This window comes from Pseudomonas sp. G7(2022) (assembly GCF_052660475.1).
Map to the genome: position 1 here is coordinate 5,529,839 of NZ_CP109659.1, position 12,907 is coordinate 5,542,745.

Genomic DNA, 12,907 nt, shown 5'->3' on the forward strand with positions numbered 1-12,907 from the left:
GAACAAGTCCGTGTCCCATGCCACATTTCGGCAGCAGCACCACAAACGGACTTGTGAAAAGAACCATGACTTTGACGAATCAATTGAACCCTGTTTCACGGACTGACCGACCGCCAGCTCCGATCAAAATATCCGACCTGAACATCCAATCGGAGCCCCCCCTTCAGGCCTCGGGCCAAAAGCCCGGGCTTGCGGATATCGACACCCTGTTCGGCCCTCTGCGCATCGGAGAGTTCAGCGTCAGTCGCCAGACGCTTCAGGCCTTGGGTGGCCGAATCCACGGGCAAGCCCTCTCGGCGAGCAGCACCTACTTTTCCGAACCTGACCAAGCGTTCATCGATGCACTGGAATTCGATACGACTCAGATCGAACAGCGCATGAGATCCGTTCCCTCACCGGAAAACGCTCAGATCCCGCCCCTGCTGTACGAAATCGTCACCCAGCGCTCTCCCGATGCCCCACCACTCATGCGTGAGATGCCCACCGGTGAGTTCGCTGACGCCATGAACAAGATCAACCACCTGCTGAACGCCACCCAACGCCTGGACATTCGTCGGGACCCGTTGCCCGAACACTTGCCGGACTGGGTCGATAAAACCAAAAGCCGCGGGATGGCCAGCATGGGCGTCGGGCTGCAGGCGTACGGACTCTACAGCGCTTACATCGGCGCCATCGACGCGTTGAAGAAAGGTGACACGACTGAAGCGCTGATCAACCTTGGCGGAGGTCTCTCGGAAATCACTTCACTGGGAGTCGAATACGCCCTGAGCAAGACCGGCGAGCAAATGATCCGCCAGGGATCCATGGCCTTCGAACAATTCGGCAAGACCTCCATGGGCAAGTGGCTGTGTCGTGGAGCCGGGTTGATCGCCAGCGTGCTGACACTGCCCTTCGATATCTATACCGCCATCAAATCCTTCACCGATGCGGCCAAGGCCCAGGGCAAGGAAGCGCAGGACCTGTATGTCACCGGCGGACTGAGCGTGTTCAGTGGCGCGCTGTCCCTGGCCCTTGGCTGCGCAGCACTGGCGGGATTCCAGGCGGCAGGCCCGGTGGGTATCGCCGCCGCCGCAATCATGATTGTCGGATCAAAAATCTATGGTGCGGTGCGGGCGGTCGACGATATTGACGACTACATCGAACTGACCGTGAACGAACGCTGGCGTGCCGGCTGGTTTGCGTTCACCGGACAGCGTCAGGACAAGGCGCTCATGGATCGCTACCTGGTCGCCAAGACCACCGACGACTACGCCAAAGCCCTGAAGACGCGCAGCCTTCGATGGCTGGACAACGAATTCAGGGAAACCGTCGACGTCATTGTCAACGGTCGATTCGAGGTGACGCTGCAACCCACCCGTCTCTATCGTTACCAATGGGACGAAGACAAGGGCGAAACGCCCTACACCATCGAAAACCTGCCCATCATCAAAGACACAGACGACTCGAATGACGCGCGTGACGGTTTACCGGATTCGGATTCCGTCGTCTCCATAACGAAAAGTGACCCTGCCAAAGGGGTTTTCTGGAGTCTGGGCGGTGGGCATGACACGGTGCAGGGTATTAAGGAAAAGCCGAATTTCTTCAGCTACACCACAGGCCGCAAAACCCTGAGCGGTGGCGACAAGAACGACTCCTTTGTGTTTCAGTCGGCGTCAGAAGCACTCTCGTACGACCCGATCAAGGCCAGCGAACTGTCGGGTGGAGATGGAATCGATCTATTGTGGCTTCAAGGCACGCACAAGCACCTCGACCATATTCCCGACCCACCCCGCCATCTCGGTTATGACATTGATCTGAAACGCGGAAGGCTGGCGTTGCGCCCCGCGAGCCCGGGACTTGAACCGGTACTGCATTCGACACTCAAGTCCATCGAAAAGGTCGAGACACTTGCCGGCGCAACCAATCGGGTCATCGGCTCCGATCAGGCGGACATCATTGCAGCCAATGGTAACGATCACGTCGAGGCCGGTGCCGGGGATGATCAGATATCCGTACGTGGTCTGAATGCCACGGTCGATGGCGGTCCCGGCAGTGATATCTATTATCTAGACCCGATGTGCCACAGGATCTCCATCACCGAGGACGGTCTGGAGCCGAGCACGGTCTATCTGGGCGTATCGCTTGAAGCCATCCAGCGCTGGTTCGTCCGGGAGAACGCGCTGGTGATCGAGTCACTTCGAGACGATGATCCCGGGTCGCCCAGGCGTGAACTGATACTGGAGAACGCTTACCGGACCATGGATGGCAAACGCATCCTGCACCATGAAAAATGGGCGTTCATTACCCAGGACGGTTTCCACTTGCAGCCGGACTGGCCCACCGAGATTCTGCAGTCCGGCGATCTGCCCGTCAGCGTCACCATCCGAACGTCAGGCGTACCCAAGGCGTCTCCGGTGCAGATCAACGATCATCCGCACGTACTGTCGGCTCAAGCACACTCTCACTATTTCGTTTCCCGCCAGATCCGTCGCGCCGCCCTGTTCGCCCCGAAGGACAGCCTCCCTTCGCACAGCACCGTGTACGTCGATTTCGACAGTGAGGAAATTGTCAGGGTCAGCGCCACTTATGTCGTGAGCATCACGGAAATGGAGGCGTTCACATTCCTCGATTACGACAATGTCCATTTCACCCTGACGTTCGCTCGGGGAGCCCGGCTCTCGCTGCATGGAAACGTGATCGGGAACCGGACCCGAAAGAGCGACATGGGCGCCGGCAACATGGCCGCAGGGTGGGCGATGAATCATCCCTTGACCCTGGTGATGCGCGATGGCGTCTCCTACCACCTGGACTTCCCCCGCAATAACTATCTGGAAGATGCAAAGAATCCGGGTTACCGGCTCATTGAAAGCCGAGCCTCACTGCGCGAGCGAGCGGGCCGATACCTGTTCGTCAGCCCCTTTGTCAGCAAGCGCGCCTTGAAGAACACCCCGCAACGGGTCGACTTTCTGGCCACCGAGCACAACGCGACCTATTGGCTGGAAGGAAGATCGGCAAGCTATGAGCTTTTCCCCGCCAGCAATCTCTCCATCCGCCTGTCCACCGCCGAAGCTGACGTGAGACTCTCCGGTTCATCCACCTGGCTCATTCACACGCATCTCCTGCCGGAAAAAATCACCCTGCGCGACCTGAGCATCAAGAACGACCTGATCAAAATCGGCAGCGTTCACATTCACCTGCCGGACAGTAACGATCCACTATTGCCCCTGGAAACCGTCGAGGTAGCGATCTCGTCCGGGAACCGTTACCGGATCAATAACCTGTTCGAGGTGATTGGTCTCTGCGTGGCGGATGCTCGGGCGTACTCGACAATCGATGCGCTTGTTCAGGACGCGAGGGACCACCAGCATCGCGACGAACTTGAAAACACTGATTTGCAGGTTCTGAACCTGCGCTTGCGCGATGCCACTTCCGGCAGGATTTTCTACAACGTTGCCACCGACACCTGGAGACTCGAAAGCGAGCCGTCCCGTGTGATATCGGCCGAACACCTGTCCATCGTCAAGGAATGACACCATGCGCCCCAAACCACCCTCAATGCCAACCCCGTCCAGGATCGACACGTCCGCCGACCCTTCGATTCAACCTCCCCGGCTGCGGCCACAGGGGCAGATACCACCGTCACATGATTCACTTTCCGATCCGGTCATATCAGGCAATCGCCCCCCGGGGCATCAACTGCCATCCACCGCTATCACCACCCCTTCCAGAGTCGAGTTCTCGGACTTGCCTGAGCGGTCCCGGGAATCGGCAACCCTGTTGAGCCGCTATCTGTTGAGCCCCGGCTTGCTGCGCAACATGCAACCGGCCAATGAAGAGGGCTTGCGTTATGTCGTCGGACGCAAGTTCGTCGATGTCAAAGACAGCGGCACCGTGCATGTGGAGTTCGACCCGAACCTGGGCACGTATCGGGCCATGGATCTGTACCGAAAGCTTGCGCCGGGACCTGCGCTCTACAGAAACGCCGGCGAATCAACCTGGAGCCCTGCTCGACAGACCGATACAGCCCATCCGCTCAAACGACCGAGTGCGGATAACCGTGCCGCAGAAGCGGCGGTGCCGACAAGACAGCCGCGAATCACGTTGGTGCCAGCCCAGTTGAAAGCAGCCACGTCCGAACTGCTGGGTACGCATTTCGCAAGGCTGTACCCGCAGATGACTCACGGTGAGCGGGTCATGCAATTGCGTTCATACAACCTTTCTCCGCTCCAGCACGTTCGACTGCGCGACGATCTGATCGCCCATCCGTCAGAGCTCCCGGAATGGGTCGTGCAGCACAAGACACGATCCCTGAACACTGACGACCCTGGACGCTACGACGCGCTCCATCAGGAAATAGAACCCCTGCTCCTTCCCCTGAGAAACGGCAAGCTGCTGCTCAGTCGTCTGGGCGATTATGGTGATTTCAGCGAGAGCGTCAGCCGCGAATTTCTCGACGGATTCATTGCGAAGCTGGGGTACCTGCGCAACGACAGCGACTGCCTGTACCGGACGGACATTCCGGCCCTGTTCCGGGCTGATGAACGGACACCGTTCGAGTTCTACAACGATGACCGGATGTTGCCGCGATTGAAGCATCCTCGTGGAGCAACCACCGATAAACCGGTCAGCGCAACCGTCAGCCTGAAACTGGTTCATGAATATGCCGGCAAAGGCATCGATTCGCCCGATCCGGTATACCTGCTCTACAACAACCAGAAAAACAAGTACCCCGGACGCAAGCCCGGCGATCCCGCCAATGAGTCAGGGGAATCTGACAATGACTGGTCCGAAGCGTCGGACGTAGAGCTCGACCCCGAACGCAATTACGAAACCGTCCGGCACGATCAAAAGATCATATTCGCCTACATCATCGACACACGAAAAATGGAAGTCGTTCTTAGAGAGGAGAATCACCTGCTCAATGCCGCGGCCAGGGACAAGGGTGCGTGGTTCCCGGAGGATGAGCTTGAGGCGCTGATTTCAGCATCGAAACGGGGCATCGATTCGAATCGCCTCTGGCTGCTCGACTCGACCCTGACTCGCGCCGCAAAAGTCGAAGACATTGCTTATGAGGCCGGATATCAGTCACGAATGGACATGGAAGAGCGAACCCATCGAGGCGCCTACAATCGATACGAATATGATGCTCTGATCGACAAGGCAGCCCAGGCCGGCAAACCGATACTGACACTGGGCAAGGACAAGGAGTGGTTCGCCAACGACATCATCTGGCCGCAATAGCGATTTCGACTCTAGGCAAACAACTCGCCCTGCAACTCGTCGAGCAGCGCCTGGATCGCATCCAGTCGCTGCTGCGGGTCATCGAGTTGCAGCAAGTCGATCTTGTCTTCCTCGGCAAACGGCAGCAGATACGCCAGCTGATTGGCCAGCGACTGCTGCCCTGCCGCTTCGGTGCCCATGTTCAGCGCCTCAACCATCGGATGCTCGGCCAGAGCCTTGAGCAACGCCACCAGATCGGCGTCCTCATCCTGCAAGGGTTGCTCAGGCTCTTCGTCCAGCCACTCGACCTCGGCGACGATCAGTTGATCGCGCTGCACTTCGGTGCGCTGCACGATGAACCGGCGTCCGCCCTGCACCCGGATGCCCAGCAGTCCGTTGTCCTGCTGCTGGAAGTCAGTGATCCGCGCTTCGCAACCGACCATGGCGAAACCTTCGGGGGCAGCGCCGACTTCATGGCCTTCGAGAATGCACACCACGCCGAAACCGCCGCCCTGCTTCATGCAGCGGCCAATCATGTCCAGGTAGCGCGCCTCGAAGATCTGCAAATCCAGGTTGCAGCCGGGAAACAGCACCGTGTTCAGCGGAAAAAGCGGCAGACTCATAGACATTTCCTTACACCACCATCGACACCGCCAACGGCAGGAACACCGCCGTGGCCACGCCCATCAGACTCATCGCCAGTGCCGCGAAGGCGCCGCACTCGTCACTTTCCTGCAACGCCACCGACGTGCCGACCGCATGCGCCGTCATGCCCAGCGCCATGCCGCGCGCCTCGGGACTGTGCACACCGAGGCGGGTCAACAACGCCGGGCCGAAGATCGCGCCGATCACCCCGGTGATCAACACGAACACTGCCGCCAATGCCGCGACACCGCCAATCTGCTCAGCCACCAGCATCGCGATGGGTGAGGTCACCGATTTGGGTGCCATGGTCATCAGGATCATGTGATCGGCACCAAACCACCAGCCCAGCGCCACGCCCATGCCCGTGGCGACCACCCCGCCTATCACCAGCGTAGTAAAAATCGGCCAGAACAATTGGCGGATGCGCCGCAGATTCAGATACAGCGGCACCGCCAGCGCGACGGTTGCCGGGCCCAGTAGAACGCTGAGGATCTCCGTGCTCTTGCGATACTCGACGTAAGTCAGGCCGCAACCGACCAGCACGCCGATCACCAGCAGCATCGACACCAGCACCGGTTGCAGAAAGATCCAGCGGGTTTTCTCGAACGCCGCCAGTACCAGTTGGTAAGCCCCCAAGGTGATACCGATGCCGAACAGCGGGTGATGAATCACCGAAGCCCAGGCGCCTTGCCAGTCAAACAGCATCAGGATTCCTCCGAATGCGGTGCGTGGCGCTTGACCAGGCGCTGCATCAACACCCCGGCGAAAGCCATGGACAGAATCAGCGACACCACCAGCGCACCGACGATCGCCCAGAAATCCGCGGCAATCGCCGTGGCATAGACCATCACACCCACCGCCGGCGGCACCAGCAGCAACGGCAGGTAACGCAGCAGACTGCCGGCCGCAAGATTCAGCGGCTCGCCGACTTCACCGCGCACGATCAGGAATGCCAGCAACAGCAAAAGGCCGATGATCGGCCCCGGCAGCACCGGCAACAGCAAATGATTGAGGGCCGTGCCGAGCAATTGAAACAGCACCAGCCACGTCAGGCCGCGTAGCAACATCCGTCATCTCCGTCTTACTTTCCAACCCGCAAGTCGTCGGCATTATAAGCACGCCTGCGCTATGGATCGGCATTCGCCAAAAGCATGGTCGGTTGACCTGAGCAAATCGCCATGATGATCTACAGTGGTTCGCAGGGCGGTCAAATCCCCCACCTGAAAAACTATAAAACCGATGAACCCAAGGAGAGTCTCAATGCCCTATGTTCCAGTTGCAGAGCTCAAAGATTATGTCGGCAAGGAACTCGGACGTTCCGAATGGCTCACCATCGATCAGGAGCGCATCAACCTGTTCGCCGAAGCCACCGGGGATTATCAGTTCATCCATGTCGACCCGGTCAAAGCCGCGCAAACGCCATTTGGCAGCACCATTGCACACGGTTTCCTGTCGTTGTCGCTGATCCCCAAACTGATGGAAGACATCCTGATCCTGCCGCAAGGCGTGAAGATGGTGGTCAACTACGGTCTGGACAGCGTGCGTTTCATCCAGCCGGTCAAGGTCAACTCCAAAGTCCGGCTCAAGGTCGACCTCGGCGAAGTGACCGAAAAGAAACCCGGCCAGTGGCTGCTCAAGGCCACCGCCACCCTGGAGATCGAAGGCTCGGACAAACCGGCCTACATCGCCGAACCGCTGTCGCTCTGCTTCGTCTGAGTGCCGGGATGCGAAGCCGCTCACGCGGTTTCGCATCCACTCCTCCCTGCCGGCTGTATAAGGTCACATAGCTGCGGCATACTCGGTCGCCTAATTGCCCGGATCCCGCTATGCGCCAACTTGCTGCTCTTGCACCGCTTGCCCTGACCCTGATGCTCACCGCTTGCGGCGACGGCGAATCGCTGTTGCCCCCGGACGCACGCCTGCCCGACGGCGGACGCTATCGCGGCGAGCTGGTCAACGGTCTGCTGCAAGGCCAGGGCCGGGTCGACTACCCCAACGGCAGCTGGTACGCCGGCACGTTCGACAAGGGGCAGTGGCACGGTCAGGGCGAATGGCACGGCAGCAATGGCGAAGTCTATCGCGGCAATTTCCAGCAAGGCCTGTTCGACGGCCAGGGCACGCTGACCACCCACGGCGGCAGCTACACCGGCGGCTTCAAGCTCGGCCGGCGCGAGGGCGAAGGCACCCTCAAGGAAAACGCGATGACCTATCGCGGCGAATTCAAGGACGATCAGTATTCCGGCCTGGGTCGCCTGGAACTCGACGACGGCAGCTCCTACCAGGGTCAGTTCGCCCACGGCAAACCCAACGGTGAAGGCCAGCGCGGCGACGCCAGCGGCAATCAGTTCAGCGGCCACTTCATAAATGGCCAGCTCGAAGGCAACGGTACCTTCAACAGCGCCGACGGCGACATCTATGTCGGTGGCTTCAAGAACAATCAACTGCACGGCAAGGGCCGCTACGAGAACGCCGACGGCGACGTCTGGCTCGGCCAGTTCAAGGAAGGCGCGCTGACTGGCAAGGGCGAACTGATCGGTGCCGACGGCAGCCATTACATCGGTTATTTCAACGACTGGCGTTTCAGTGGCCAGGGCCGCTTGAATCTGTCCGACGGCAGTTTCTACATCGGCGGTTTCGACAGCGACAGCTACGCGGGACGCGGCACGCTGGTGCTGACTGACGGCACCGTGCTCAGCGGCACCTGGATCAATGGCCAGCGCGTGCGCGATGCAGACGGCAAATTGCTGCCCGACACCCTCGAACTCGGCCTGCTGGCCCAGGGCCGCCTGCTCGACGAAGCGTTGGCCAACGTGCCAGCCTCGACCCCGGCGGTAGAGTTGTACACCCTGACCCTCGGCGGCGACGGCAAGCAAAGCGTGTTCCTGCGCGAATCCGACTACGTGGCCAACATGCTCGCCAGCCGTTTCGGCGCCTTTGGCCAGATTCGCCTGGTCAACCATCGCGATCACCTGGGCGATCGACCGATGGCCACCCGCGAAAACCTGCGCCGAGCAGCACTGACCCTGGCCGAACGCACTGGCCCGGAAGACCTGGTGTTTATCTATCTGACCAGCCACGGCACCGCCGAGCACGAACTGGTCCTCGATCAGCCGCGCATGGAGCTTGCCGACCTGCCCGCCGACGAACTCGCCGCCGTGCTCGCGCCGCTGAAAAACCGCGACAAGATCATCGTGATTTCCGCGTGCTATTCCGGTGGTTTCATTCCGGCGCTGAAGGACGAAAGAACGCTGATCATGACCGCCTCGCGCGCCGACCGCGTGTCATTCGGCTGCTCCGAGGAGGCCAACTTCACCTATTTCGGCGATGCCCTGTTTGCCCAGGCACTGAACCAGACCGACGACCTGGAGCAAGCCTTCAAACTGGCCAAGGCCACGGTTGCCGAGCGCGAGCTGGCGGACAACTTCGAAGCTTCTGAACCGCAGATCTGGGCACCGAAAACCGTGCTTGCGCACTGGCAGCTACTGCGCAAGCAACAGGCGAGAAAAGCGTTGCAAAGTGCTGCGTTGAACGACGGAGCGACAAACAGCAACTAAGCTGAACAGTATCAAGGGAGAGACACTATGTACTTGACGCCTCAGCATGTATTGCTTGCCGGAGCCACCGGGCTGACCGGTGAACATCTGCTCGACCGTTTGCTCAACGAGCCGACGATTACCCGTGTCCTGGCCCCTTCACGCCGGCCGCTGGCCGAACATCCGCACCTGGAAAACCCGGTCGGTGATCCACAGACGTTCCTTCCACAACTGGCCGGCCGGGTCGACATCGCCTATTGCTGCCTCGGCACCACCATCAAGCAGGCCGGCTCCGAAGAGGCGTTTCGCGCCGTGGATCTGGACATGGTCGTAGCATTCGCCAAGCGTGCCCGGGAAATGGGCGCACGACACCTGATCGTGATCAGTGCCCTCGGGGCCGATCGCCGATCCTCGATTTTCTACAACCGGGTCAAAGGCGAGATGGAATATGCATTGCGCGCGCAGGACTGGCCGCAACTGACCATTTGCCGGCCATCGCTGTTGCTTGGCGAACGCAGCGAGCCACGCCTGGGCGAACAACTGGCCGCCCCCTTCTCGAAACTGATTCCCGGCAAGTACCGCGGCATCGAAGCCTGCCAACTGGCCCGTGCCATGTGGCGCCTCGCGCTGGAAGAGCAGGACGGGGTGCGGATCGTCGAGTCGGATGAGTTACGCAAACTCGGCAAGTAAGCTCCCTCACCCGGCAGTTCAACGCGGATCCGGACGGCCATTTCCAATGGAGTCCGAGGATCTCGCGTTGAACGGCCCGACAGTTGAAACGAACTGAATCGAATCAGTAACCACGTCCTATCTATTTACCTCATTCGCCTTCCCTTCCATGGATAACGTGCCTGCCGGCACGCCTGCGCCTGCTGTCATCCCCACATGAGACGGCAGCACGTCGGGCAATCATTGAAAGGATTCCCAGATGGCACCCAAAAACCCAACGCCGAAAAACACCGGCACACCCCACAACCCCGTTGATTCATCACCCCCTCCGTCAGTTCCGCGTTTTGAGATCCCGGGGCTGGTTCGCCTCGAAGGACCGGAACTCTCTCTGCCCAACCAGCAACCGGGAACCACACTGCCCGCCGTTACAAGCGACAGATTGCCCGCGATGCAGGTCAGGGACTTGGTAAACCCTGTCGCCGAGAACCCCGGAGCCTCGCTCCTCGATCCCCGCTCGACCGAATCGATTCGCCAATATGAAGTGCCATCCCAGGCAAGACCCCTTTTGCCTGCCGTGGGGCCCGAAGGGTTACGCGTCCACAAAGGGCGCATTTACGCCGAGGTGCAGTACACCTCGACCACAACGGTCATGGTGGCCTGGGACGAGAGCATCGGAACCTACCGCCCCATCCTTCCACAGGAAGCGCACCCCTCTGGCCCTGCCCTGCACTTCGACCCCGAGAGCAATACCTGGCGGATCGGCAGGCCGCAAATTGTCAGCCGTTCGATTGAACCGACGATACATCAGCCGGTAGTCGACGCAGACGACAGCCTGGCACAGGCATTCCAGCCACAACCGGGGCGACCGCCTCAGCCGCAATCGGTCACTCCCGTCGTGTACGTCGACACCCGGCATTACGTATGGGACGAAGCCACCCACCATCACCATGGTTATGTGCTCATGCACCGAAAAATGCGGCTGGACGACTCGGTTGGCCCTCCGTTGCACCACGCGTTCAGGGACGATAGCGGTGCGTTCGTCAGTGTCGAGCCTCCCGCTCACCCCATCGATCAGCCAGCCGAACTGCTGCCTGCCTGGACAGATCGCGACATCTGGGATCTCTACGGCATACAGGGTGCAGACATCGCCCGTTTTCGCGCCGAAGCAGAGCGCACCGGCAGGAAACCTCAGTGGGCGCATGTTCGCGCACGACGGATGGAAAACACTTACCTGTTTGACGAGCTACGTCGCTGGCTGGGGCCGGAGATGGACCGCAACATGTTCAACCGCCTCCTGGACCATCAGAAACGTCCCCCTGCCAAGTGGGCCGAACATCTCGAAACCGTCACTTTGCACCGCCCCGCACCACCCCCTCGAACGCCTTTACCAGAGCTGTCGACGCCCGACTCGTTGCCGCGCCTGTCGAAACCCGGCACACCAGAAAACCCGGACGCCACACCGGTTTACGGTGACAAGAGTCACTACACCTGGGATCTCGAAAAACCAGACCCTCATGGTTACGTCGAAATGCGGCGCAAACCTGGCCTGGACGACAGTCACGGCCCGCTCACTCAAGTGGCGTTCCCCGAAGGATCCGGCCTGACTGTCGTCAGGCCTGTGAAGTATTCAGCGGAACAACGGGCATTCCGACCCTACTGGCGGGACATCGATATCTGGAACCTGTACAGGATCGAAGGAGACGACCTCGTGCGCTTTCGTCGGGACGTTGCGATCTCCGGGAAACCACCCGCATGGATCAAACAACGTGAAGCGCCTTCCCGGCGCGAACAGTTGATCGAATACCTGCGGTTGTGGACACGCCCTTATTCTCAGCTCGACTCAAAGGAACAGGTCATTGCCCGCTTCCAGCCGTACAATCTGTCCACCCTGCAACTGGCGCGACTGTGCAAGGAGATATCGCCGACCGGGCAGTTCAAGAATCTGATCAACGATGAGCTGCCCACGTGGGCAAAGACACATCGAGATCGCACGCGACTCGTAGCCAACCCAAAACTCTACGATCCGTTTCTGCCGGAAATTCGTGCCGAAATGATCAGTTTGAGAAATCAGGGGGAAGGCACCAGCATTCTGAAAGCCAGCCTGACGGCCCCCTTCTTTCAAGAATTGCTGGTACACAGTGGCTATAAACGCAACAAGCATAACTACCTGTACAGAACCGACATCCCCGCCGTGTTCAAAGTAGACGAGCGGATGCCCTTCGAAATTGCCCGGCCCGCCGCCATGGTTCCACAACGGTTATCGACCGTAGGCTCCACGAGCGAGACTCCCGTCAGCGCGGTGTTCAGTCTCAAGACTGCCATGGATTTCGCGAATGAGGTCGTCCGGACAGAGGATCCGCTGGCGGCTAGCGAATCGCGCCAGAACAGTCACGCCGGCCTGGCGCCCCACCCGCGACGTATCAGATTCTGCTACCTGCTCGACACTCGCAATGTGGAGGTCGTTCCGGGACAGGAAAATCGCGCCTACAATCCAATGCGGCCCAACCAGAGCCTCGCTGACGGCAAAATCCTGTTCCCGAGCATGAAAATGGAGGGGCATGTCTCGACGTCTCCGATCGGGCTCACCTCCAGACGCGTCTGGCTCGTCAACTCGACCATGACCCGCGCGGCCACAGTGGAGGATATCTATCTGCAGGCACAGTCACGCGCCACCGGATCGAATCAGAACCACACTGATGCCATCGAGGCCCGCACGCGTGCAGGAGACTTGAACCGTGACGAATATGACGCGCTGATCGATGAAGTGGCGAGCGCCGGCAAGCGCGTTATCGAGTTGCCGACGGGACAGGACATCTTCTCCGACGACATCGTCTTTCCACCCGAAACGATCACGTTGTAGG

At 59.8% G+C, this 12,907-nt stretch carries 9 protein-coding genes; 6 read left to right on the plus strand and 3 right to left on the minus strand.

Annotation, left to right across the window (positions count from 1 at the left end):
* Positions 1-65 precede the first annotated feature (65 nt).
* Positions 66-3,509, plus strand: a complete 3,444-nt coding sequence (locus NE357_RS25335; protein ID WP_169432072.1) for a calcium-binding protein — start codon at positions 66-68, stop codon at positions 3,507-3,509.
* Between the two features lie 247 nt (positions 3,510-3,756).
* Complete coding sequence (locus tag NE357_RS25340) at positions 3,757-5,220, plus strand: hypothetical protein (protein ID WP_249314344.1); 1,464 nt, start codon at positions 3,757-3,759, stop codon at positions 5,218-5,220.
* A gap of 11 nt (positions 5,221-5,231) precedes the next feature.
* Here the strand turns inward: NE357_RS25340 and NE357_RS25345 are convergent, their stop codons facing one another.
* From NE357_RS25345 to NE357_RS25355, 3 genes are read right to left on the minus strand one after another with little or no spacing between them, the layout of a single operon-like run.
* Positions 5,232-5,822: an LON peptidase substrate-binding domain-containing protein gene (locus NE357_RS25345; protein WP_169432074.1), complete on the minus strand. Its 591-nt coding sequence runs from the start codon at positions 5,820-5,822 to the stop codon at positions 5,232-5,234.
* A gap of 10 nt (positions 5,823-5,832) precedes the next feature.
* The gene (locus NE357_RS25350; protein WP_169432075.1) at positions 5,833-6,549 is read right to left on the minus strand and encodes an LrgB family protein; all 717 of its coding nucleotides are present in this window, start codon (positions 6,547-6,549) and stop codon (positions 5,833-5,835) included.
* A complete protein-coding gene (locus NE357_RS25355; RefSeq protein ID WP_169432076.1) occupies positions 6,549-6,911 on the minus strand; it encodes a CidA/LrgA family protein in 363 nt (120 codons plus the stop codon). The genes NE357_RS25350 and NE357_RS25355 overlap by 1 nt, the downstream gene beginning before the upstream one ends.
* 193 nt (positions 6,912-7,104) lie before the next feature.
* Between NE357_RS25355 and NE357_RS25360 the strand changes: the two genes are divergently transcribed.
* The 4 genes from NE357_RS25360 (at position 7,105) to NE357_RS25375 (ending at position 12,906) form a co-directional block, all read left to right on the plus strand.
* Complete coding sequence (locus NE357_RS25360; RefSeq protein WP_007909575.1) at positions 7,105-7,560, plus strand: MaoC family dehydratase; 456 nt, start codon at positions 7,105-7,107, stop codon at positions 7,558-7,560.
* Positions 7,561-7,670: 110 nt separating this feature from the next.
* On the plus strand, positions 7,671-9,398 hold the full coding sequence (locus tag NE357_RS25365; protein ID WP_169432077.1) for a C13 family peptidase: 1,728 nt from the start codon (positions 7,671-7,673) through the stop codon (positions 9,396-9,398).
* Between the two features lie 27 nt (positions 9,399-9,425).
* On the plus strand, positions 9,426-10,067 hold the full coding sequence (locus tag NE357_RS25370; protein WP_169432078.1) for an oxidoreductase: 642 nt from the start codon (positions 9,426-9,428) through the stop codon (positions 10,065-10,067).
* A 238-nt stretch (positions 10,068-10,305) separates the two neighbouring features.
* Positions 10,306-12,906 (plus strand): hypothetical protein, encoded by a 2,601-nt coding sequence (locus NE357_RS25375; RefSeq protein ID WP_169432079.1) that lies wholly within the window; start codon positions 10,306-10,308, stop codon positions 12,904-12,906.
* The last annotated feature ends 1 nt before the right edge of the window (position 12,907 follow it).

Excerpts from the sequence above, each read along its gene's own strand:
- NE357_RS25335 (WP_169432072.1), top strand. The coding sequence starts at position 66 with ATGACTTTGACGAATCAATTGAACCCTGTTTCACGGACTGACCGACCG.
- NE357_RS25345 (WP_169432074.1), bottom strand. The coding sequence starts at position 5,822 with ATGAGTCTGCCGCTTTTTCCGCTGAACACGGTGCTGTTTCCCGGCTGC.
- NE357_RS25350 (WP_169432075.1), bottom strand. The coding sequence starts at position 6,549 with ATGCTGTTTGACTGGCAAGGCGCCTGGGCTTCGGTGATTCATCACCCG.
- NE357_RS25355 (WP_169432076.1), bottom strand. The coding sequence starts at position 6,911 with ATGTTGCTACGCGGCCTGACGTGGCTGGTGCTGTTTCAATTGCTCGGC.
- NE357_RS25360 (WP_007909575.1), top strand. The coding sequence starts at position 7,105 with ATGCCCTATGTTCCAGTTGCAGAGCTCAAAGATTATGTCGGCAAGGAA.
- NE357_RS25365 (WP_169432077.1), top strand. The coding sequence starts at position 7,671 with ATGCGCCAACTTGCTGCTCTTGCACCGCTTGCCCTGACCCTGATGCTC.
- NE357_RS25370 (WP_169432078.1), top strand. The coding sequence starts at position 9,426 with ATGTACTTGACGCCTCAGCATGTATTGCTTGCCGGAGCCACCGGGCTG.
- NE357_RS25375 (WP_169432079.1), top strand. The coding sequence starts at position 10,306 with ATGGCACCCAAAAACCCAACGCCGAAAAACACCGGCACACCCCACAAC.